General features: G+C 69.2%; 19 protein-coding genes. 4 read left to right on the top strand and 15 right to left on the bottom strand.

All coding sequences use genetic code 11. The features are described from left to right. Window positions 1–3: 3 nt before the first annotated feature. The 12 genes from HJG44_RS13915 to HJG44_RS13860 form a co-directional block, all read right to left on the bottom strand. Complete coding sequence (locus HJG44_RS13915; RefSeq protein ID WP_171218926.1) at window positions 4–513, bottom strand: TRAP transporter small permease; 510 nt, start codon at window positions 511–513, stop codon at window positions 4–6. A 5-nt stretch (window positions 514–518) separates the two neighbouring features. Next, window positions 519–1,499 (bottom strand): TRAP transporter substrate-binding protein, encoded by a 981-nt coding sequence (locus HJG44_RS13910; protein WP_210261088.1) that lies wholly within the window; start codon window positions 1,497–1,499, stop codon window positions 519–521. Window positions 1,500–1,546: 47 nt separating this feature from the next. Further along, on the bottom strand, window positions 1,547–2,200 hold the full coding sequence (locus HJG44_RS13905) for a DUF4286 family protein (protein WP_171218925.1): 654 nt from the start codon (window positions 2,198–2,200) through the stop codon (window positions 1,547–1,549). 108 nt (window positions 2,201–2,308) lie between these two features. Continuing rightward, window positions 2,309–3,730, bottom strand: coding sequence for an MmgE/PrpD family protein (locus tag HJG44_RS13900; protein ID WP_171218924.1), 1,422 nt, complete (start codon window positions 3,728–3,730; stop codon window positions 2,309–2,311). Between the two features lie 4 nt (window positions 3,731–3,734). Beyond that, window positions 3,735–4,631 carry a polysaccharide deacetylase family protein gene (locus HJG44_RS13895; RefSeq protein WP_171218923.1) on the bottom strand — a complete coding sequence of 299 codons (897 nt, stop codon included), beginning with the start codon at window positions 4,629–4,631 and terminating at the stop codon, window positions 3,735–3,737. Further along, window positions 4,631–5,389, bottom strand: a complete 759-nt coding sequence (locus HJG44_RS13890; RefSeq protein ID WP_171218922.1) for an ATP-binding cassette domain-containing protein — start codon at window positions 5,387–5,389, stop codon at window positions 4,631–4,633. Before HJG44_RS13890 ends, HJG44_RS13895 begins: the two co-directional genes overlap by 1 nt. Window positions 5,390–5,402: 13 nt before the next feature. After that, window positions 5,403–6,317, bottom strand: a complete 915-nt coding sequence (locus HJG44_RS13885) for an ABC transporter permease (protein ID WP_171218921.1) — start codon at window positions 6,315–6,317, stop codon at window positions 5,403–5,405. Between the two features lie 51 nt (window positions 6,318–6,368). Then, window positions 6,369–7,355 (bottom strand): ABC transporter substrate-binding protein, encoded by a 987-nt coding sequence (locus HJG44_RS13880; RefSeq protein WP_210261087.1) that lies wholly within the window; start codon window positions 7,353–7,355, stop codon window positions 6,369–6,371. 58 nt (window positions 7,356–7,413) lie between these two features. Continuing rightward, entirely contained in the window at window positions 7,414–8,214 is an 801-nt protein-coding gene (locus HJG44_RS13875; protein WP_171218920.1) for an enoyl-CoA hydratase, read from the bottom strand. Window position 8,215: 1 nt separating this feature from the next. Next, entirely contained in the window at window positions 8,216–9,409 is a 1,194-nt protein-coding gene (locus tag HJG44_RS13870) for a CaiB/BaiF CoA transferase family protein (protein WP_171218919.1), read from the bottom strand. 14 nt (window positions 9,410–9,423) lie between these two features. Beyond that, window positions 9,424–10,737, bottom strand: coding sequence for an amidase (locus HJG44_RS13865; protein ID WP_171218918.1), 1,314 nt, complete (start codon window positions 10,735–10,737; stop codon window positions 9,424–9,426). 76 nt (window positions 10,738–10,813) lie between these two features. Beyond that, on the bottom strand, window positions 10,814–11,797 hold the full coding sequence (locus HJG44_RS13860; RefSeq protein ID WP_210261086.1) for a LysR family transcriptional regulator: 984 nt from the start codon (window positions 11,795–11,797) through the stop codon (window positions 10,814–10,816). Window positions 11,798–11,964: 167 nt separating this feature from the next. Here HJG44_RS13860 and HJG44_RS13855 point away from each other — a divergent pair, with 167 nt between their 5' ends. From HJG44_RS13855 to HJG44_RS13845, 3 genes are read left to right on the top strand one after another with little or no spacing between them, the layout of a single operon-like run. After that, window positions 11,965–12,594, top strand: coding sequence for a TetR/AcrR family transcriptional regulator (locus HJG44_RS13855; RefSeq protein ID WP_171218917.1), 630 nt, complete (start codon window positions 11,965–11,967; stop codon window positions 12,592–12,594). Beyond that, window positions 12,591–13,712 (top strand): efflux RND transporter periplasmic adaptor subunit, encoded by a 1,122-nt coding sequence (locus tag HJG44_RS13850; RefSeq protein WP_171218916.1) that lies wholly within the window; start codon window positions 12,591–12,593, stop codon window positions 13,710–13,712. Before HJG44_RS13855 ends, HJG44_RS13850 begins: the two co-directional genes overlap by 4 nt. Beyond that, entirely contained in the window at window positions 13,709–16,786 is a 3,078-nt protein-coding gene (locus HJG44_RS13845; RefSeq protein ID WP_171218915.1) for an efflux RND transporter permease subunit, read from the top strand. The genes HJG44_RS13850 and HJG44_RS13845 overlap by 4 nt, the downstream gene beginning before the upstream one ends. Before the next feature lie 34 nt (window positions 16,787–16,820). On the opposite strand, the gene HJG44_RS13840 is transcribed toward HJG44_RS13845, so the two are convergent. From HJG44_RS13840 to HJG44_RS13830, 3 genes are all read right to left on the bottom strand, one after another. After that, window positions 16,821–17,561, bottom strand: coding sequence for an SDR family NAD(P)-dependent oxidoreductase (locus tag HJG44_RS13840; protein ID WP_171218914.1), 741 nt, complete (start codon window positions 17,559–17,561; stop codon window positions 16,821–16,823). Beyond that, on the bottom strand, window positions 17,558–18,787 hold the full coding sequence (locus tag HJG44_RS13835) for an ABC transporter substrate-binding protein (RefSeq protein ID WP_430395062.1): 1,230 nt from the start codon (window positions 18,785–18,787) through the stop codon (window positions 17,558–17,560). The genes HJG44_RS13840 and HJG44_RS13835 overlap by 4 nt, the downstream gene beginning before the upstream one ends. 64 nt (window positions 18,788–18,851) lie before the next feature. Next, window positions 18,852–19,616 (bottom strand): acetoacetate decarboxylase family protein, encoded by a 765-nt coding sequence (locus HJG44_RS13830; RefSeq protein ID WP_171218913.1) that lies wholly within the window; start codon window positions 19,614–19,616, stop codon window positions 18,852–18,854. Window positions 19,617–19,699: 83 nt separating this feature from the next. Here HJG44_RS13830 and HJG44_RS13825 point away from each other — a divergent pair, with 83 nt between their 5' ends. Next, window positions 19,700–20,731 (top strand): GntR family transcriptional regulator, encoded by a 1,032-nt coding sequence (locus HJG44_RS13825; RefSeq protein ID WP_171218912.1) that lies wholly within the window; start codon window positions 19,700–19,702, stop codon window positions 20,729–20,731. The last annotated feature ends 429 nt before the right edge of the window (window positions 20,732–21,160 follow it).

Genomic DNA, 21,160 nt, shown 5'->3' with positions numbered 1-21,160 from the left:
GCCCTATTCGGTGAAGCCGTCGCCCTCGGCGCGGGCGTAGCTGGGTTCGCGTCCGGTCAGGACCCGGACCAGTTCCTCGATCGCTGCGATCTCCAGCAGCACGGCCCCGAGCGCCATGGAAAGCTGCGGTATCCACAGGGGGATCGGCATCATGCCGGTGGAGACGTCGCCGAACTCGTAGGAATCGAGCACCAGCTTGACCGCGAAGGCGGCAAAGAGGCCTCCGACCACGCACAGGAACGACACGCACCACACTTCCAGGGCCCGGCGCATGCCGCGCGGAACATGGATTAGAAGCAGGTTCACGCGGATATGCCCGCCGCTGCGGAGCGTGTGCGGCAGGGCCAGGAAGATCGATCCCGCCATGGCGTAGCCGGCGAGGTCGCCCGCATCCGGCACCACCAGGCCGAAATAGCGGCCGACGACCTGCGAGAGGGTCAGGGCCGCGATGATGACCATGAAGATCGCGGCGAGGACGATCCCCGCCGCGTACAGCCTGTCGAGCAGCCGCATCCGCTTCAGCTTTTGCGGTAGGCCGCGAGGATCTTCTGGCCGTCCTCACCGGCGGCCTTCGCCCATTCCTGGATGAGCTGGTCGCCGATGGCCTTCAGCTCCTTCATCAGTTCCGGACTGGGCTGGCGGACCTCCATGCCCTTGGACCTGAGGGTCTCGACGAGCTTGCCGGTCTCCTCGGCCTGCAGGGCCCAGCCCCGCTCCTCGGCGGATTTCGCTGCCGCGAGCACCGCGTCCTTCGTGGCCTGATCGAGCCGGCTGAACACGCGCTCGTTGACGATCACGACGTTCCAGGGGGCCATGGCCTTCACTTCGTAGAAGTACTTCACGAAGTCCCAGGCCTGGGTGTCGACGCCGGTGGCCGGCGAGGTGATCATCGCCTGGATGACGCCGGTCGAGAATGCCTGCGGCACCTCCGATTGCTGGACGGTGGCCGGGATGGCGCCCATCAGCTCGGCCAGGCGGCCCGTGACCGGGTTGAAGGCGCGGAACTTCACGCCCTTGAAGTCGGCCACCGAATTGATCTCCTTGCCGGCATAGAAGGAGTTCGGCGGCCACGGCACCACGAACAGGACGCGCATCCCCTGGCGGCCGAGACGCTCCTCGATGAACGGCCGGGCGGCCGCCAGGAGCTTGCGGTTCTCCTCGTTGTTGCTCGCCAGGAACGGCACCGCGTCGACGCCGAAGACCGCATTCTCGTTCGAATGCATCGACATGAGGAACTCGCCGAGCTGAACCTGCGCGGTCTGCACGGCCCGCTTCACCTCCGGCTGCTTGGTGAGCGAGTCTTCGGGATGGACGACGATCTCGACCTTCCCGCCGGTCCCCTGCTTCACGTCCTGCGCGAACTGCTGGATGTTGCGCGTGAAATAGTTCCGCTCATTGGAGCGGACCGGCATGTTCCATTTGTCCGCCAGGACGGCAGAGCTCGCAAGGAATGCGGCCGCAAATCCGGCACCCGCGAAAATCGATCCGATGTTGCGCACGTTTCATCTCCATAAGGATGATTACAGGGTTGCTGGATGCGGTCCGCTCATAGTTCACCTTTCACGAGGTCCCACAAGAGCCGGTACGTGCCGGTCGCGACGACGGGAATCCCGGCTGCCTGGAACCTGCTCTCGACGAGTTGGGTGACGGCGCCGACATCGGTGCCGTCGATGAGCACGTACCAGTCGGCGGCACCCGGATTCGCCGTGTCCGGATCGGTCAGCGTCCTGGACAGTTCCGGATCGCTCTCCACGAGATGGAGCGAGACGATGCCCGGCAGCATGCCCGGATCGAGCAGCGGGAGAAGCCCGGTACGGGCGGCGTCCCTCCCGTCCGCGGCGGGCCGGAGGCGGACGACGCCGAGCGCGCCGCCGCGGCCCTGGCCGCGGCTATGGCTGATGCGGCCGATCACCCGGCCCGGGTTGCGGAAGCGGGAGATGTGCTTGTTGGACCAAGCCGTCTGGTTCGCCAGGACCTGCTTGTAGGCCGGGCTGCTGAGGGTCTCGAAGCTCTGCGTCGAGTAGGTGTTGAAGTATTTCGCCCCCGCCTGCACGGCGATCCAGCGCCGGGCCTCCATGAAGCCCTCGATCGCCACCCGCTCGGCGAGATGCTCGCGGTCGTACCAGAGGTTGAAATCGGCCTCATCGGCGGGATCCACGTCCATCCAGGTGATCAGCATTCCCTTTCCGGCGATCGGCATCCTCGATTCCTCCCGTTCTGGTCCCGAAACAGTCGTGCGGCGGCCTCCGGCGCCGGTCTCGCGTGCATGCTCGCCTTCCTGGGACAGGTCGCCTCCCGCAGAGTTGCGTCACGATGCCCTTTCCACGGCGAGGAGGCGCGGCACGACCGAAACATCCTCCAGCTCGTCGAACCGGGCGACGAGCGCCACCAGCCTGTCCCGCAGCTCCGGCGGCACCGGCGGATGGGCATAGCCGCAGCAGCGGCCGAACTTCTCCAGGTTCTCGGCCTCGCTCAGGGGCGCGTCCGGGTGACCGTAGATCGCCGGAACGATCATCTCGTGCCGCTCGCCGCCGTTCAGCCGGACGGTGACGCGCTGCGGGGCGATGGCGTTCTGGCTCGGGTTGTCGTCCGGGACGAGGCGGACGCGCCCGGCGAATGCGTGGACCGCCGGATCGTTCCGCATCTCGGGCGTGCTGAAATCGGGCACATCGACCCGCCCGCGAGCGAGATACGTGCCAACCACGAAGGGCAGGCAGAGCTTGGCGTAGTTCGAGGACGGGTTCGGCACGTTCGGCCGGCCCATGAGCCGCATCACGACCGGCGGCACATGGACCACGACCTCCGCCACGGCCTCCGGCGCGAAGCGATGCGCGGCGATCAGCCGGCGCAGGCCGTCCACGGCGCCGTGGCTCAGCCGGCCGCTCGGATAGGGCTTGTGCGAGAGCCGGGTGAGCTGCGGGACCCGCCCGAGCTCCGCCTCGATCGGCGCCGGCTCGAACGAGCCGTCCTCCATCATCGCGTAGTAGCCGAAGGGCCCGTTGAGCATGTCCTTCGGGCCGGTCAGGCCGGCTTCGGCGAGATCGATCGCGGTCACCGCCGCCCGCGCGTTCGCCGCGATCTGCAGGCCCAGCGCGGGCGAGCCCTCCACATGGGCCTGCATCGTCCCGGAGACCTGTCCGAAATGGAGGCCGAGAACATTCAGCACCCCGGCTTCGGCGAGGCCGGCCGCGTTCGCAAGCGCGGCCGCGGCCCCGAACCCGCCGGCCGTGGCGGGGCGGAAGAAGCGCAGGCCGGATCGGGTGGCCGATCCGAGGAGGCCCGCGACGTCCACTCCGACCGACATCGCGGCGACGAAGCGGCGTCCGCTCACCGGGTCGCCGCGGCGCGCCGCGCGCTCGGACCAGGCGAAGAGCGCCGACAGCAGCGTCGCCATCGGGTGGACGATGGCGCGCTCGTGGATGCAGTCGAACTCCAGCGCGTGCACGAGATAGGCGTTGACGAAGGCCGCGGAGGGCGCCGGCAGCTCCGCGCCGCTGCCCCAGGCGGTCGCGTCCGCGCCGCTGCCCCAGCCGGACGCCGCCGCGAGCACCCGGCCCGCATTCGCGTCGGACGTGCCGGCAAGCCCCACGCCGAGGCTGTCGAGCAGGAAGGTCTTCGCCCTGGCCACGGCCTCCGCCGGGAGATCGCCGAACCGCGTCTGCGCGGCATGGCGCGCGAAGGCCCCGGCCGCATCGAAGGAGTCGGGTGCGCCGGCCGGGCGGTCGTCCATGCGCCTATCCGGCCGGGTTCCGCGATGACGGCGCCGGCTCGTGCCGGGCGTACCAGTCGGCGATCTCCGCGCCGACCACGAACTTCACCTGCGTCGAGGCCTGGAGCAGGTCGACCATCCGCTCCAGCTCGTGGAAGCGGTGCGGAACGCCGATGAGATGGGGGTGCAGCCCGAGCGCCAGCACGCGCACCGTCTCCGTCGCCTCGCGCTCGAACAGACGCAGCGTGTGCTCCAGGCGGCTCGCCATCTCGCCCGTCGCGTGCCGCTCCACCGCGTAGATTACCGAATCGTTGATCTCGAGGTTGTAGGGCATCGCAAGGAGCGGCCCGGCCCGGGTCGTCATCCAGGACGGCAGGTCGTCGACGACCCAGTCGAAGACGTAGTCGATCCCGGCCTCCTTCAGGATGTCGGGGGTGGTCTCGGTCTCCCGCAGGCCGGGCGAGAGCCAGCCGCGCGGGCGCCTGCCCGTGAAGGCGGCGATGCGGTCGAGAGCCTCCCGGATCGTGGCGCCCTCCCCGCCTTCGGCATGGTTCAGCGCCTTCTGGTGCATGCCGTGGCCGATGAATTCCCAGCCGGCCTCGCGCATGGCCGCGGCGGCCTCCGGATAGGCCTCGATCACGCCGGCGTTGAAGCTCGTCGAGGCCGGCAGCCCGCGCGACCTGAACAGCTCGAGTATCCGGGCCATCCCGGCCCGCATGCCGTAATCCGCCCAGGAGAAGTTCGGCACGTCGGGCACCGTCTCGCGCCCGTGCGGAGGCGTGAGGATCGTCCTCGGCATGGGGTCGCTGAAGCGCCAATGCTCAACGTTCACGACGAGATGCGCCAGGATGCGCTTGCCGCCGAGCGGCGGCAGCGCGGGCCGGCTCGAGCTCAGGCGGTAGGGGATGCGGGGATTGGCCATCAATGGGTTCCGTGCGCGAGCTTCATCTCCGCCATGATCATCGCCTTGTAGGCGGTGAATTCGGGCGTGATGAGATTGTCGATCGAGCGCGGCCGGGGCAGCTCGACCTGGATCTCGCGCGTGATCCGTCCGGGGCGGGCCGACATCACGCAGATCCGGTCGGCGAGGAGAACGGCCTCGTCGATGTCGTGGGTCACGAACAGCACCGCGATGCCGAGCGTCTGCCACACGTCGAGCAGCAATTGCTGCATCGCGAGCCGGGTCTGCGCGTCGAGCGCCCCGAAGGGCTCGTCCATGAGGAGGGCGCGCGGGTTCATCACCAGGGCGCGCGCGATGCCGACGCGCTGACGCATGCCGCCGGAAAGCTGCGCCGGGAGCGCGTCCCTGAAGGCCTCCAGGCCGACGAGGCGGAGCATCTCGCGTGTGCGCTCCTCGTATTCCGCCCTGCTCCGGCGCTGCACGCGCGGCCCGAAGGTCACGTTGTCCCAGACGGTCAGCCAGGGGAACAGCGAGGCCTCCTGGAAGACGACGGCCCGATCCGGTCCGGGGCGACGGACCTCCTGGCCTGCGAAGGTGAGATGACCCTCGCTGAGCGGCTCGAAGCCGGCGAGCAGGTTGAGGAGGGTCGATTTCCCGCAGCCCGACGGTCCGAGCAGCGCGACGAACTCGCCGTCCCGGATGGAGAGATCGACCTCGGCGAGCGCCTGGACCGCGGTGCGGCCGGCGAAGGTCTTCGATACGCCCTGGAACTCGATCACCCTCGCGTGCCCCTCAATTCTGGAAGCTCTGGAGACGGCGCCAGCCGAGCACCCAGTGCTCCAGCAGGAGGATGAGCCGGTCGCTGAGGAAGCCGAGCAGGCCGATCGAGGCCATGTCGGCGATCACCACGTCCATCCGGCCGATGTAGTAGGCGTCCCAGAGCACGTAGCCGAGGCCCGACTTCACGGCGACCATCTCGGCCACGATCACGGCCGTCCAGCCGATGCCGAGGCCGATGCGCAGGCCGGTGAAGACCGACGGAAGCGAGGCGGGCAGGACGACGCGGAGCAGGATGTCGGACGGGCGCGCGCCCATCATCAGCGCGGCGCGGATCCAGTTCTTCTCCACGCCCCGTGCCCCGGCCGTGGTGTTGATCACGATCGGGTAGAAGGCGCCGAGCGCGATCAGGAACACCGCGCCCATGCTCTGGATGCCGAAGACCGCGATCGCGAAGGGCAGCCAGGCCGTGATCGGGATCGGCCGCAGCACCTGGATCAGCGGATCGAAGCTGCCGGCCGCGAGCCGGTTCCAGCCGATCAGGATGCCGAGCGGGATCCCGACCAGCGTGGCCAGCGCGAAGCCCTGGGCGACGCGCTGCGCAGAGAAGAGGACGTTGGCGAGCCAGGTGCCGCTATACGGATTGAGGCCGAGGCCGGACTTGCCGAAGGCCCAGACCTCCCAGGCCGCCCAGACGCGGTCGGGCGTGGGCAGCACCCCTCCGAAGAGCGATCCCGTCCCGCGCCCGGCAAGCTGCCAGAGAACGAGGACGAGCAGCGGCAGGATGACCGCGAGGACGGCCCTGCCCCCGCCCGTGCCGGTCAGGAAGGCGGCCGCGCCCCGGGCCGCCGCCGGGCGGGCGGATGCCGGCCGCGCCGGCTTGGACGCGGATGCGCTCTGCCCCGCCTGCAGGAGTTCAGCCTGTGCCATCTGCCCCTCCGCAGCCGCCGCCCGGAGGGCGACGGCCGTCGAGCCTCCCCGTTACCTTCCCGTCGCCTTCGCCACGAAGGACGCGTCCCAGTACTTGCGGATCTCGCCGGACACGTCCTTCTGGATCACCCCGAGCTCGTTGAAGGCCTTGGCCTGGCGCTCGAGCTGCTCGGGGGAGACGACGGCGCCGAGCGTGATCAGCTTGGAGGCCTCGGTCGCGATCTTGGGGTCGACGCCGGTCAGCTTGGCGTAGGCGTCGGCGAACCTGGCCGGGTCGGCGCTGAGCGTCTCCTGCGCCTTGATGTAGGACCACACGAAGCGCTCGACGGCGTCGCGCTTGGTCTCGACCGCCTTGCGGCTCGCGGCGATCATGCCGAGCTCGGCGCCGACCGACTTGGACTGGCTGTATTCCAGGTTCTTGGCGAAGAAGCCGTGCCCCTCCATCACGGCGAGCGACTCGAACGGCTCCCAGCAGACGATGGCGTCGACATCGCCGCGCTGGAGCGCCTGGACGTAGTTGGCGCCGCCGCCCTGGATGTTGACCGCCTGGAAGCTGTTGTACGGGATCCCCTTCTCCGTGACCGTCGCGGCGAACTGGAACCAGACGGCCGATCCGGGCCCGATCGCGACCTTCTTGCCCTTCAGGTCGTCCCAGGAATCGAGCTTCACGCCCGTGCGGCCGATCACGTACTTCTTCGACCCGCCGACGCCCATGATCCCGACCATGCTCGTCGAGCCCTGGGCGAGGCTGATCGCGAGGTCCGCGGGCGCGACCGCGGCGACGTCGAGCGAGCCGGCCAGAAGCGCCGTGCGGGCGTCGGCGTAGCGCGAGAACTCGACGAGATCGAGCTCGACGCCGAGCTTCTTGGCCTCTTCCGGCACCAGCGACAGCGGCGCGAGATGGCCGACCTTCACATAGCCGACCGTGAGCTTGGTCGGCGGCGAGAGCGGCGCGGGCGCCGGCTGGACCGCCCGGGCGAGGCCGGGCGCGAGCGCGAGCGCCGCCGAGAGACAGAGTGCAGCGAGTGACCTCATCATGTCCGACCGTCCTCTCTCCGTTGTGGCGCAATTCTGAGCCGATTGCGCGCTGGTTGGTTCATCGACCCGTGAACCGCGGCTCCCGCCGTTCCCGGAACGCCGCCTGCCCTTCGCGGTAATCCTCGCTTGCCGAGCAGGCGGACACGGCCGCCTGCAGCAAGGCGAAGTCCCGCTCCCCGGCCGGCTTGGCATGCTCCAGCAGACCCAGCTTGAGCGCCTTCAGGACCAGCGGGGCGTTGCGGGTGACCGACGCGGCATAGGCGGCCGCGTCGGAGGCGAAACTCTCCTCGGCGAAAACGCGCCCGACGATGCCGGCGCGGCGCGCCTCCTCCGCATCCAGGATCGCGGCCGTGAACAGGATCTCCGCCGCCGCGCCCGCGCCGAGCCGGTCGGCGAGCAGCGCGACGCCCTCATACGCATAACCGAGGCCAAGCCGCGCGGCCGGCAGCCTGAACCGCGCACCCGCCGACGCGATCCGCAGGTCGCAGCAGAGCGCGATCTCCAGGCCGCCGCCGAAACAGATCCCGCGGATCGCCGCGATGGTCGGCTTGGCGGCGGTCCGAAGGGCGTCGATGGCGGCGTGGACTGCCCTGTCATACGCCGCGGCAGCGTCCGGACCGCTCCGGTTCTCGCCGAATTCCGAGATATCCGCGCCGGCGCAGAAGGCGCGTTCCCCGGCGCCCGTCACGAGGATCGCCCGCACCCGCTCGTCGGCGACGGCCGCCTCGACCCGCTCCGGCAGTTCCCGCCACATCGCGAGCGACATCGCGTTGTGGCGCGCCGGCTGGTCGAGGGTGATGGTCGCGAGCGCGCCTTCGACCGCGAGCCCGATCGTCCCGATGCTGAAGTCCGCGCCCATCCTACACCACCCCGGCTGCGCGCAGGTCGGAGACCGCGCCGGCGTCAAGCCCGATGTCCCGGAGGATCTCCTCCGTATGCTCGCCCGCATCCGGCGTGGGCGAGGCGATGCCGGCCGGCGTGCGCGACAGATCGATCGGCTGTCCGACCAGCCGGATATCGCCGAGCTGCGGGTGCCGGACGGGCTTGGCGATCCCCAGATGCTGGACCTGCGGATCGGCGAAGACCTCGTTCACCCGATAGATCGGGCCCGCGGGCACGCCATGGGCGTCGAGCGTGCGCAGCCAATCGGCCGAGCTGCGCGTGGCGAAGACGGCCGCGAGTTCGGTCATGAGCTTCTCGCGGTTGCGGAAGCGCAGATCCTGCACGGCGTAGTCGGGATGGTTCGCCAGATCGGGCCGCTCGAGCGCCCGGCAGAGCGCGGCCCACTGCCCCTCGCCGCCCACCCCGATATTGATGAAGCCGTCCTGCGTCGGAACCACCCCCATCGGAGTGGAATAGGGATGGTCGTTCCCGGCCTGGCCCGGCACCTTGCCCTCCACCAGGAAGGCGGCGGCCTGGAAATCCATCATGGCGATCTGGGACTGGAGGAGCGATGTCTGGACCCATTGGCCCTCGCCGGAACGCTCGCGCTCCGCGAGCGCGACCAGGATCCCGGTGGCGGCGTAGATGCCGGCGGAGGAATCCGCGACCGCGATGCCCGCCCGCATCGGGCCCTGGCCCGGCGCGCCCGTGACCCACATGAGCCCCCCCATGCCCTGGGCGATCTGGTCGAAGCCGGCGCGGTCGCGGTAGGGCCCGGTCTGGCCGAAGCCCGAGATGGAGGCGAGAATGATCCGCGGGTTCACGGCCCGCAGGTCCTCGTAGGCGATCCCGAGACGCTCCTTCACGTCGGGACGGAAATTCTCGACCACGACGTCCGCGGTCTCGACCAGCCGCATCAGGATGGCGCGGCCCTCCGGCTTCTTGAGGTTGAGGGTCAGCGAGCGCTTGTTCCGATGCAGGTTCTGCATGTCGTAGCCGAGGCGCTGGCCGCTCATGCCCTCGTTCGGGTCGACGCCCTGCGGCGCCTCGATCTTGATCACGTCCGCGCCGAAATCGGCGAAGATCCGGCAGCAGGTGGGGCCTGCCCGGACGCGCGTGAGGTCGAGCACCCGGATGTGGGAGAGCGCTGAGGAAGGTGCGGCGGCCGTCATGGGGTCCGATGCTCTCATGGAAGATCGCCGAGAGCCGGCGGGCGGCGGCCATGCCAGTCGGTCATCGCCTGGACGCGGATGGCGGTCGCCAGGAGACGCGCTTCGCTGCCGGCGGGACCGATCATCTGCAGACCGATCGGGACGCCGCGCTCGTCGAACCCGCAGGGCAGCGAGAGCGCCGGAAGGCCGAGGAAATTCACGAACCGGGTGAACTGGCTCATCCGGTAGAGAACCCGCGGCTGGAAGGCGGCGCTGGCCGGGTCCGTCTCCGCCGCAAGCGGCGTCTCGATCGGCATGACGGGCAGCAGCGCCGCCTCGGCCCCGCCGAGGCTGGAGAGGAACGCCTCCGCGACCCGGGATCTCGCGCCGTGGCTGGCCTCCAGGATGTCGTCGGCGATCTCCCGGCCCTTGGCCAGACGCCTCGCCAGCGTGGGCGGGAGATGCTCCTCGCCGAAGCCGTCATGGGACCGGGCGCTCTCGGCCTGCATGACCGTGAGGGCGTGCCCGTCTGCCTCGGCGAGAGTCCCGCCGAGCTGCGCCGCGCCGATCTCCAGCCCGGCCGCCCGCAACGCCTCGGTCCCGGCCGCGAAGGCGCGCCGGACCGGCGCCGTCGCCTGCGCGAGGCAGTCCGTCAGGATCGCGGCGCGGGTGAAAGGCTCGCCGGCATCGGCCGCCGCGGCCGGGGCGACGACCGGCAGGACGGAGGCGATCTCGGCCGCGCTTCGCGCCATGAATCCGATCGCGTCCATGCTGGGGGCGAGCGGCATCACGGCCCGGTCCAAGGGCGCGCCGCCCGTGGGCTTGAGGCCCGTGATCCCGCAGCAGCCCGCGGGGATGCGGACGGACCCGCCGGTATCGGAGCCGAGGCCGAGGACCACGGCCCCGCATGCGACGAGCGCAGCGGAGCCGCTGGAGGAGCCCCCGGACACGGCGTCCGGATGCCACGGATTGAGCGTGCGGCCGCGCAACGCGTTGTAGCCGGACGGCTCGTAGGCGAGTTCGGTCATGGCGGAGATCGCCACCTCGACGGCACCGGCGCCATCCAGCCGCTCCAGAATCTCCGCCGTGGCCTCGGGAGCCGGGCGATCCGCCCTGACGCCACCCCAGCCGGCGGGGCGCCCGACCCGGTCGAGCATGTCCTTGGTGGCATAGGGCAGACCGGCAAGAAGGCCTGCGGCCTCGGGTTTCCGGGATGGCGCGATGATCTCGACGGTCGCGTTCAGCCGCGGCCCGAGCTCGGTCAGCCGCCGGAACGATGCGGCCGCCTCGCTCCGGCGCTCCTCCGGCGAGAGCGAAGTCCAGTCGGGAAAACGTGCCTCGGTCATCATTCGCGATGCAGCTCGGACGGCTGCGGGGCCTCCAGGCCCGGACATTAGGGGTTCGCCGGACGGAGCAGAACCTGAATTACGAGGGGCCAGGATTCGATAATTTCGAAACCTCGCCCCGCTTGGCTGCGTCGCCGAGCAGAAACGTGATCAGGCGGCGGGCAGGCGCGTCGAGTTCGTCGTAGGAGCGGACGCAGATTGCGAAATCGCGGCAGGCCCAGGGCTCGTCGAGCACGAGCACCTTCAGGCCGAGCGCCTCCGCGAAGGGCCGGACCGCGTGTTCGGGCAGGATGCCGATCCCGAGGCCCTTAGCCACCATCAGGCCCACCACCTCGAAGCTGCTTACCTGAACGCGGACCTTGAGGTGCTGCCCGAGGTCCCGCGCCCGGTCCGTCAGGAGGCGCCGCAGCGCCGTGGACGGCTCGAGGGTCACGATCTCCTCGGCCAGGATGCGCTCGAACCGGAGCCTGCCGAGCTCCGCGAGCGGATGCGAGGCGGGCACCGCGACGACGAGACGGTCGCCGCCGAACGGAAACCGCTCGAAGGCATGCGCCTCCGCGCCCATCACGACGGCGCCCATATCGACGCGCTTCCGCGCGAGGGCATCGAGCGTGCCGAGGGTGGGATGCTCCTCGAGCTCGAGCTTGATCTCGGGATTCTCCTTCATGAATTGCGAGAGGTCCGAGGCGAGGCGCTGGACGAGCACGGAGCTCGAGGCGCTGATCCGCACGAAGCCGCGGATGCCGGAGCGATGCTCCTCCAGCAGCCCGCCGAGCTGCTCGGTCATGTGCAGCATGTCGCGGGCATAGCGCAGGACGGTCAGCCCGGCCGCCGTCGGCTCCACCCCGTGCGGCCGCCGGGCCAGGAGCGGGCTGTTCGCCTGTTTCTCGAGAAGCTGGATGCGCCGGCTCGCGGCGGAGGGGGCGAGGTTCATGCGCTCGGCCGCCTGGCTCAGGCTCCGCAGCTCGCAGGCGGTCACGAACAGCCGCAGCGTCTTGGCATCGTGGTAGTTCATCGTCTCCCGGGACCCCACCGTCAGCCGTCCGAGCTCAGGATATGCCATGCGAGCCTGCGCGCGACGACATCACCGGTCATGCGCGCTCCGGCTCTCCGAACCTCCCGGACCGACCGCCCGGAAGGCGGCTTGCAACCTCCCCTTGCCGATCCGGCAGCCACCGCTCATATTTGAACTCGGGCGGCTCAGTTATGACCCACGAGTAGCAAGACCGGATGAAGGCAGAAACCCTGGAGCGGCGCCGGAGGAAGGTGCTGGGCGTGGCGGCGGCGCTGTTCGCGTCCGAGGATTACGCGCGCGTCCATATGGACGACGTCGCGGTGGCGGCGGACATCGCGAAGCCCACCCTGTACCGCTACTTTCCGACGAAGGAGGCCCTCTTCATGGCCGCCCTCGAACAGACGCTCGGGGAGCTCCGCTCGAAGGTCGCGGCCCTGCGGAGCGAGCCCGGCTCGGCGGAGACGCGCCTGCGCCGGACGATCGCGCTCATCCACGAGCAGATCGGCGCGCTCGCGCCGGCCCTCCGGGCCATCGAGGGCGAGGGAACCGGACCGAGCGAGCACAGCCGCAAGATGCTCCGAAAGGGCATGAGGGACCTCCGCGACGAGGTCGTCTCCCTGATCGAAGAGGGGAACCGGAGAGGCGAATTCGACGCCGCCGATCCCCAGCTCGCCGCCCTCGCCATACTGGGTGCGGTCCGGATGGCCGCGATCGTCGGCGGCGGCACGGGCGCGAGCTCGAAGCGGCTCAGCGACCTGCTTCTCGGCGGCCTGGCGCGCCGGGAAGAGCCGCATTGCTCGTCCGAGCGCCACAGGCAGGCTCTCGCAATCGGAGGGGCGTCTTGAAGCGTTCTGTCCTTCTCATCGCCGCGATGCTCGTCATCGCGGCGGCGGCCGGCTTTGCCTGGCTCGGCGGGGCCGAGAGGCTCGGCATCGTCAAGCCGGGGCCGCGGGCAAGCGCGGCGGCGCCGTCGCAGGCCGCCGCGGGCCCGGTCCCGGTCCCGGTGGAAATCACATCCGTTCGGGTCGAGCCCGTTTCCGACGAGGTCGAGGCGCTCGGAACCCTGATGGCGGACGAGTCCGTCGCGATCGCGCCGGAGATCGCGGGCCGGCTTATGAAGCTCGGGTTCCGGGAGGGCGACCGGGTCAAGGCGGGGCAGATGCTCGTGGAGCTCGACACCGCGATCCTGACGCAGGAGCTGAAGCAGGCGCAGGTCGACCGCGGCCTTGCGCGGGACACGTTCGAACGCGCGAACTCGCTGGTCCAGCGCGGGGCCGGCACGCGCGTCGCCCTGGAGCAGGCGGAGGCCCAGCTCGCGGCGGCAGAGGTCCGGGTGGCTCTCGCCCAGGCCCGCCTCGAGAAGGCCACGATCGCCGCCCCGATCGACGGCATCGTCGGCCTGCGCAGCGTGAGCGTCGGGACCTACCTGACGCCCGGGCAGACCGTCGTCACGCTGACGAAGCTCGATCCCATCAAGGTCGATTTCAGGGTCCCCGAACTGCTGCTGCAGGACGTGGCGGTCGGCCAGAAGATCCGCGTCCGGGTGGACGCCTTTCCCGACCGCGTCTTCGAGGGCGCGGTATACGCGATCGATCCCGTGGTCGACGTGAACGGACGCGCGATCCGCCTGCGCGCCCGCATCCCGAATCCGGACCTGCTCCTGAAGCCCGGCCTGTTCGCCCGCGTCTCGATCGTGACCGACATCCGCGAGAGCGCCGTGGTCGTTCCGGAATCGGCGGTCGTGCCCGACGGCTCCGCCAAGGCGGTCTATGTCGTCGAGGGCGACAAGGCGCGCCTCGTCCGCGTGCGGCTCGGAAAGCGCCTCCCCGGCCGCGCCGAGATCGCCGAGGGCCTGAAGCCGGGCCAGAGGATCGTGACCACCGGCCAGATGAGGCTCCGCGACGGCTCGCCCATCGAGGCGGTGCAGCCCCAGGCCAAGGCGGGAGAGACCGTCACGCAATGAGTCTCTTCGAGCTTTTCGTCCGCCGGCCGGTCCTCTCCACGGTCCTCAGCCTGCTGGTCGTCCTGGTCGGCGCGGTGTCCTACACGCGGCTGCCGGTCCGGGAATACCCCAACATCGACGAGCCGATCGTCTCCGTGCGCACGACCTATCCCGGGGCGAGCGCGGAGATCATCGAGACGCAGGTCACGCAGATCCTGGAGAACTCGATCGCCGGCATCGAGGGGATCGAGACGGTCACGTCGATCAGCCGTCAGGAGAGCTCGAACATCTCCGTCACCTTCCGGCCGGAGGTCGACCCGGACGTGGCCGCCTCGGACGTGCGCGACCGGGTCGGGCGCGTTCGCGGCCGGCTGCCCGATGAGATCGACGAGCCGATCATCGCCAAGGTCGAGGCCGACGCGCAGCCGATCCTGTACCTCTCGCTGATGAGCTCCCGGCATACACCGCTCGAGCTCACCGATTTTGCGGACCGCTTCATCACGGACCGCGTCCAGAACGTCACGGGCGTCGCCGAGGTCCGCATCCTCGGCGAGCGCCGCATCGCCATGCGGATCTGGCTCGACCAGACCCGGCTCGCCGCCCAGAACCTGACCGTGCAGGAGGTCGAGGCGGCGCTGCGGCAGCAGAATATCGAGATCCCGTCCGGTCGCATCGAGAGCAAGGACCGCGAGTTCACCGTGCTCTCGCAGACGGGCCTCGTCACGCCCGAGCAGTTCGGCAACATCGTCGTCAAGGACGTGCAGGGCTTCCCCGTCCGGATCCGGGACGTCGCCCGCGTCGAGATCGGCGCCCTGCAGGAGCGCAACGCCGCCTGGTTCACGGGCCGCCCCTCGGTCACCATCGGCATCGTCAAGCAGGCGACGGCGAACCCGCTCGACGTCTCGGCCGGCGTGCGTGCCGCCCTGCCGGAGATCACGTCGGACCTGCCCGACGGCATGAGCATCGCGGTCTCGTACGACACATCGATCTTCATCGATCGCTCGATCAAGGCCGTCTATCACACGGTCGCCGAAGCGGTCGCGCTCGTCGTGCTGATCATCTTCGTGTTCCTGCGCTCGGTCCGGGCGACGCTGATCCCGCTCGTCACGATCCCGGTCTCTCTCATCGGCGCCTTCGCGATCATGGCGGCGCTCGGCTTCACGGTGAACACGCTCACCCTGCTGTCCATGGTCCTGGCCATCGGCCTGGTCGTCGACGACGCGATCGTCGTGCTGGAGAACGTGCACCGGCATATCGAGGACGGCATGAAGCCTGTCGCCGCCGCGATCCGGGGCATCAAGGAGATCGCCTTCGCGGTGGTGGCGATGACGCTGACCCTCGTGGCGGTCTATGCGCCGATGGCCTTCGCGACCGGCCGCACGGGCAAGCTGTTCATCGAGTTCGCCCTGACCCTGGCGGGCGCCGTGCTGGTCTCCGGCTTCGTGGCGCTGACCCTGACCCCGATGATGTGCGCCAAGCTCCTGCGACATCACGAGGGGCACGGGCGCCTGTACAACCTCCTCGAACGGTTCTTCGAGGGTATGACCAGCGGCTATCGCCGCGCGCTGAACTTCGCCCTGTCGATCCGCCCCGTAGTGGTCGTCCTGGCGCTCGCGGTGGCCGGCTCGAGCTACTACTTCTTCACGCATCTGAGGTCCGAGCTGGCGCCCGTCGAGGATCGCGGCAGCATCACGGCGATCGGGGTCGCTCCCGAAGGCGCGACCCTGTCCTTCACGGCCGAGCATGCACGCCGCGTCGAGGAGTTCTTCGCCGCCGCTCCCGAGGTGCAGAACTACCTCGTGATCGTGGGCTTCCCCGACGTGACGAGGGCCATCGCGTTCGCGCGGCTGAAGCCCTGGGAGGAGCGGACGCGCACCCAGCAGGAGATGGTCGCCGACCTGAACACGCGGCTCGCCAAGATTCCCGGAATCCGGGTCTTCGCCACGAACCCGCCCTCGCTCGGCCAGGGCGGGGCAAGCAGCCGCCCGGTGAACTTCGTCCTGCGCAGCTCGGAGAGCTACGAGCAGCTGCGAAGATATGTCGACCTCGTCATGACCGAAGCGTCGAAGTCGCCGGCCCTGACGAATGTCGAGACCGACCTCATCCTCGACAAGCCGCAGGTGAAGGTGGAGCTCGACCGGCAGCGCGTCGCCGATCTCGGCCTGTCCGTGGATATCGTCGGGCGCACCCTCGAGACGCTGCTCGGCGGTCGCCAGGTCACCCGCTTCAACATGAACGGCGAGCAGTACGACGTCGTGGTGCAGGTCGCCGAGGATGGCCGCGACACGACGGAGGACCTGCAGACCATCTATGTGCGGGGCCGGCAGGGAGAGATGGTTCAGCTGTCGAGCGTCGTTCGGATCGCGGAGACGGTCGCCCCGAAGGAGCTGAACCGCTTCAACCAGATGCGCTCGGCGACGATCACGGCCGTGCCGGCGCCCGGCTATTCGCTCGGGGACGCGCTCGCCGTCCTCGAGCAGACCGCTGCGCGCGTGCTCCCGCCGACCGTGCAGACGGACTATGCCGGCCAGAGCCGCGAGTTCAAGAAGTCGGGCGCCAGCATCGTGTTCGTCTTCATCCTCGCGCTCGGCTTCATCTATCTCGTGCTCGCCGCGCAGTTCGAGAGCTTCGTCGATCCGCTCGTGATCATGTTCTCGGTGCCGCTCTCGATCACCGGCGCGCTCGCGGCGCTCTACTGGTCGGGCGGGACGCTGAGCGTCTACAGCCAGATCGGCCTCGTGACGCTCATCGGGCTCATCACCAAGCACGGCATCCTGATCATCGAGTTCACCAACCAGCTGCGGGAGGAGGGACGTCCGGTCCGGGAGGCCCTGGTGGAGGCCGCCGCGCTCCGGCTCCGCCCGATCCTGATGACGACGGGCGCCATGGTGCTCGGCGCAGTGCCGCTCGCGCTGGCGACCGGCGCGGGGGCCGAGAGCCGCTCCCAGATCGGCTGGGTCATCGTCGGCGGCATGACCTTCGGCACGCTGCTGACGCTGTTCGTCGTTCCGGTCGCCTACACGTTCCTGGCCGGATCGCGCGACCAGGAGGAGCCGCGCCCGCTCCAGGGCACGGCCGTCCAGCCTGCCGAGTAGGCCTGCTTCAGATCATCTCGGGCGAGTCCGGGCCTCAGGGCACGGTCGAGGCGGCATCGACCGTCAGGGCCGCGCCGTTGATATGAACCGCGCTGTCCGAAAGAAGGAATGCCACCGCAACCGCAACGTCCTCGGGGCGGCCGTAGCGAGCGGAGCCGGCGCGCTGCACCTGCGAGCCGCGCGAGCGCGCGATCTCGTCGAGGGAGCGGATCATCCGAGACTCGATCGGCCCCGGAAGGACGGCGTTGACCCGCACCTTCGTGCCCTCGGCCTCGAGCGCCGCGACGCGGGTCAGTCCGAGCACCGCGTGCTTGCTCGCGACATAGGCTGCGAGCCCGGCGCGGCCGCGGATCGATGAGGTGGAGCCCGTATTCACGACCGCTCCGGCGCCGCGCGGGATCATTCTCGCGAGGACATGCTTGAGGCCGAGGAACACTCCCCTGACATTGACCGACTGGACGCGGTCGAAGATCTCGTCCGGAAAGAGGTGGATCGGCGCGATCGTCCCCTCGATCCCCGCATTGTTCGCAAAGGCGGCGATCGGCCCGAGCCGCGTTTCCGCCTCGGCGACGAAATGCTCCACTTGGTTCGCGACGGTGACGTCCGCGCGGATGAAGAGCGCACTCCGCCCCGCCGCCTCGACAAGGCGCGCTGTGTCCGCGCCCGCCGTCTCGTCGAGATCGACGAGGGCCAGATCGTATCCGGCTTCCGCCAGCCGGAGCGCGATGGCGCGCCCGATCGCGCCGCCGGCACCGGTGACGAGCGCGACCGTCATGTCCTGACCAAGGGACAGCCGCCCTGGTCGAGCGGACGCCAGACCTCCGCGGCCGGGATGGACCCGACCACCCGGTAATAGTCCCAAGGGTATCTGGACTCGACCGGCTTCTTTACCTCGAAAAGGTACATGTCGTGCAGCTTGCGGCCGTCGATCCGGATCGAGCCCTTGCCGAAGCAGGGATCGTCTGTCGGGAGCGCCTTCATCTTCTCGACGACCGCCCGGCCGTCCGCGGGACCACCGGCCGCGTCAGCAGCCTTCAGATAATGCAGGACCGACCCGTAGGCGCCGGCATGCAGCGCGCTCGGAGCCCGTCCGCCCATCCGCTCCGCGAACCGCTTGCTCCAGGCGCGGGTGGAATCGTTCAGGTCCCAGTAGAACGATTCTGTGAACTGGAGCCCCTGCGCGACGGTCAGTCCGAGGCTGTGCACGTCGGTCACGTAGAGCACCGTGGCCACGAGGCGCTGCCCGCCTGCGACGATCCCGAACTCGACCGCCTGCTTGATCGAGTTGATCGTGTCGCCGCCGGCATTGATCAGACCGATCACCTGCGCCCCTGACGCCTGCGCCTGCAGGAGAAAGGATGAGAAATCCTGCGTGTTCAGCGGGGTGCGCACGCTCCCGAGAACCTGGCCGCCCTCCTTCTCGACCACGCGCCGGACATCCTGCTCCATGGCGTGGCCGAAGGCGTAATCAGCCGTCAGGTTGAACCAGCGCCGGCCGCCGGATTTCACGACCGCCGTCGCCACCCCGGTCGCGAGCGCATAGGTGTCGTAGGTCCAGTGGATCGTGTTGGGCGAACATGCCCTGCCGGTGAGGTCCGAGGAGGACGGCCCGGAGGCGAGCATCACCTTGTTCTTCTCGCGGACGATGTTGCTGACTGCAAGCGCGACCGCGGAATTGGGAACGTCGACGACGACATCGACGCCCTGCCGGTCGATCCATTCCCGGGCGATGGCGGCGGAGACGTCCGGCTTATTCTGATGATCGGCGCTCAGGACCTCGATCGGGCGGTAGCTCCTGCCGCTGCGGAAATCCTCCGCCGCCATCTGCGCGGCCGTGACCGAACCCGGGCCGGACACGTCCGCATAGAGGCTCGACATGTCGGTGAGCACGCCAATGCGCAGTGGTGTTGCGCTTTGCGCCCTGGCCCCGACTGCGGCCGCGCTCGCGAATGCGGCGCCCGATCCAAGCATCGCACGCCGGCTTAGAGTCGCATGTCTCATCGTCCCGCTACCCTCCCTGTCGTTATCGTTGGTCGACCGCCGGCGTCACCGCGGCTTCAGGCGCTCACGGGATCAGCCGCTTCAGCAGCCGCCGGTCCTCGACCTCGAAGCCGCCGCCGTAGACGTCGGAGGTCATGAAATGCGCGCCCAGGATCTCCGGCTCGAGATCGGCGACGGGATCGAAGGCCGAGGAGTGGAGCACCATTCTGGCGCGGCCTGCGAGCGGAGGCGTGTATTCGAGTGGCGTTCGGCGGTAGACGATATCGGCGTAGGCCGTCTCGAGGCGCTCGGGATGAGGGAGGCGGCGGACATGGATCTCGCCTGCCGGCTGCTCGGGTCCGTCCACGAGCCGCACGATCTCCGCCGAGGGATCGGGCTGAAACTCGTAATCAACGAGCTGAACGCCCCGCCGCCTCACCCAGCCGGTGACCGCGTGGTCGGGGCTCTCCTCGAAGGCGTAATGGGTGTCCTTCTTGGTGTAGCCGAAGAGTTCGCGTCCGGCCGCGATCCCCATCGGATCACTACAGTACATGTGGATATGTGTCTGCGTGAAGAGGTCCTCGTAGCGCACCGCCACGGTCACCATCAGGTCGAACATCTGGCCCGCATGGATCGCTAGGGTGTGGCCCGGCGAGAGCATGAAGCGGAACGCCACCCGGTCGTTCACGAGCCGAAAAGGTGTGTCCGCAAGCAGCTTCTCGACCTTCGACTGGTCGACCCTCGTGACCACCTCGACCGTCCGCAGCGGACATTCCCACTCGACCGGGTAGGCGGGAGCGTAGGGAGGGTTCACCCCGCTATTGGGGTGCATCTTGTATCGCCCGAACATCGCAGCCTCCCTGGCGCCCTGCTCGGCAGGACATTTGTACTTGGCATTCAAAGTTCATAAATTGCTAGGGGTAGAGGTTTGCGGTGTCAAGCTGGCAGCCGGCGGGAGTGGACGAGGCGATGGGGATGGTTCGGGACAGCGGGGCGCGTGCGGCGGAGGATCCCGATTCCCTCCGCCATCGGGCGTTCGCTCGCCTTCGGGATATGATCGAGGATGGCCGGCTCCGCTCGGGCGACCGGCTGACGGAATCACAGGTCGCCCGCGCCTTCGGCATCAGCCGCTCTCCCGCGCGCGAGGCTCTCGCTCTGCTCGCGTCGCAGGGGCTGATCGTGCAGCGACAGGGGCGCGGATACGAGATCCCCGGCGGCTCCGGGGACGTCCACGGCCGGGCAGCCGAGCTGGACGGAGAGAAGATCAGCTCATCGCCGCAGTGGCAGCGGATCTATGCCGAGGTCGAGCAGGAGATCCTGAACCGTGTCCTCCTGGGCTCGGTCAGGATCAAAGACAGGCAGCTGGCGGACCACTTCGGCGTCAGCCGCACCGTGACGCGGGACCTCCTGGGGAGGATGCACGGGCTCGGCATCGTGTCGAAGACCGATACGGGGAAGTGGGTCGCTCGGCAGGTTCGGCCGGAGCAGATTAGCGACCTCTTCGAGCTTCGAGCCGTCCTGGAGCCCGAGGCGTTGCTGCGGGCCGCATCGGCTCTGGATCCCGCTTTACTGTCCGAGGCGCTCCGGCACGTGGAGCGATTGTTGGGCGGCGCTCCCGCAGGAAGCTCGGATTTCGACAGGGCGGAAACGGATCTTCACATCACCATTCTCGGCGCATGTCCCAATCCTGAATTGCTCAGGCCCTTGAGGAAGGCCCATCTTCTGTTCGCGCCGACCCGCCACCTGGTCGACCCGGTGCTGGGCCTCCCGTCCGAATTGATCGATGCGGCGCTGCGTGAACACGCGGAGATCCTGCACGCTCTCGCACAAGGCCGAGCAGAGATGGCCGCGAAACTGCTCAGGAACCACATCCAGGTCGCCGAGGCACGCTGGATGCACCGCTTCAATCTGGCCGAACTCGGCTCCCTTCCCCAGCTTCCTCGGTATCTGACCTTCGTCGACTGATCCCTCCCCTGGACTCCGTCGGCCGGGACCCGCGAAAGACTCGGATCCCGCCGAGCGGCGCCATGCTGGCCTTCGGAGGGACAAGGACGCTATGATGCCGGCCGTGCTGTACGAATTCTCGTCCGAGGACATGCGCCTCGCCGTGGAGGCGCAGAACAAGAATCACTTCCTGGGCCTGCTCGCAGGACAGGCGGCCAGGTGCCTTCAGCTTCCCGACAGCGGGATCCTGGATGCGCCCGCGACCCAGCTGGAACTCGGTTCCACGGCGCACGGCAAGGGAGTAGCCCTTCCCGCACACGCAGCTTTACGAAGCGGGGTGGCCGGTCGTTCTCTGCGCCACCTGCTATATGGCGGGGAAGCGATTCTGCCGATGGGAGCCGAAGCTGAAGCGGCTGCTCTTCCCCGCCCTCCTTTTTCTCGCCGGCTGCG

It is taken from the genome of Enterovirga aerilata, from assembly GCF_013044135.1.
Lineage (GTDB): Bacteria > Pseudomonadota > Alphaproteobacteria > Rhizobiales > Beijerinckiaceae > Enterovirga > Enterovirga aerilata.
The sequence above is the reverse complement of the archived record's forward strand: the minus strand, read 5'-3'. Positions and strand labels throughout refer to the sequence as shown.

Excerpts from the sequence above, each read along its gene's own strand:
- HJG44_RS13915 (WP_171218926.1), bottom strand. The coding sequence starts at position 513 with ATGCGGCTGCTCGACAGGCTGTACGCGGCGGGGATCGTCCTCGCCGCG.
- HJG44_RS13905 (WP_171218925.1), bottom strand. The coding sequence starts at position 2,200 with ATGCCGATCGCCGGAAAGGGAATGCTGATCACCTGGATGGACGTGGAT.
- HJG44_RS13900 (WP_171218924.1), bottom strand. The coding sequence starts at position 3,730 with ATGGACGACCGCCCGGCCGGCGCACCCGACTCCTTCGATGCGGCCGGG.
- HJG44_RS13895 (WP_171218923.1), bottom strand. The coding sequence starts at position 4,631 with ATGGCCAATCCCCGCATCCCCTACCGCCTGAGCTCGAGCCGGCCCGCG.
- HJG44_RS13885 (WP_171218921.1), bottom strand. The coding sequence starts at position 6,317 with ATGGCACAGGCTGAACTCCTGCAGGCGGGGCAGAGCGCATCCGCGTCC.
- HJG44_RS13880 (WP_210261087.1), bottom strand. The coding sequence starts at position 7,355 with ATGATGAGGTCACTCGCTGCACTCTGTCTCTCGGCGGCGCTCGCGCTC.
- HJG44_RS13875 (WP_171218920.1), bottom strand. The coding sequence starts at position 8,214 with ATGGGCGCGGACTTCAGCATCGGGACGATCGGGCTCGCGGTCGAAGGC.
- HJG44_RS13870 (WP_171218919.1), bottom strand. The coding sequence starts at position 9,409 with ATGACGGCCGCCGCACCTTCCTCAGCGCTCTCCCACATCCGGGTGCTC.
- HJG44_RS13865 (WP_171218918.1), bottom strand. The coding sequence starts at position 10,737 with ATGATGACCGAGGCACGTTTTCCCGACTGGACTTCGCTCTCGCCGGAG.
- HJG44_RS13860 (WP_210261086.1), bottom strand. The coding sequence starts at position 11,797 with ATGGCATATCCTGAGCTCGGACGGCTGACGGTGGGGTCCCGGGAGACG.
- HJG44_RS13855 (WP_171218917.1), top strand. The coding sequence starts at position 11,965 with ATGAAGGCAGAAACCCTGGAGCGGCGCCGGAGGAAGGTGCTGGGCGTG.
- HJG44_RS13845 (WP_171218915.1), top strand. The coding sequence starts at position 13,709 with ATGAGTCTCTTCGAGCTTTTCGTCCGCCGGCCGGTCCTCTCCACGGTC.
- HJG44_RS13840 (WP_171218914.1), bottom strand. The coding sequence starts at position 17,561 with ATGACGGTCGCGCTCGTCACCGGTGCCGGCGGCGCGATCGGGCGCGCC.
- HJG44_RS13835 (WP_430395062.1), bottom strand. The coding sequence starts at position 18,787 with ATGAGACATGCGACTCTAAGCCGGCGTGCGATGCTTGGATCGGGCGCC.
- HJG44_RS13830 (WP_171218913.1), bottom strand. The coding sequence starts at position 19,616 with ATGTTCGGGCGATACAAGATGCACCCCAATAGCGGGGTGAACCCTCCC.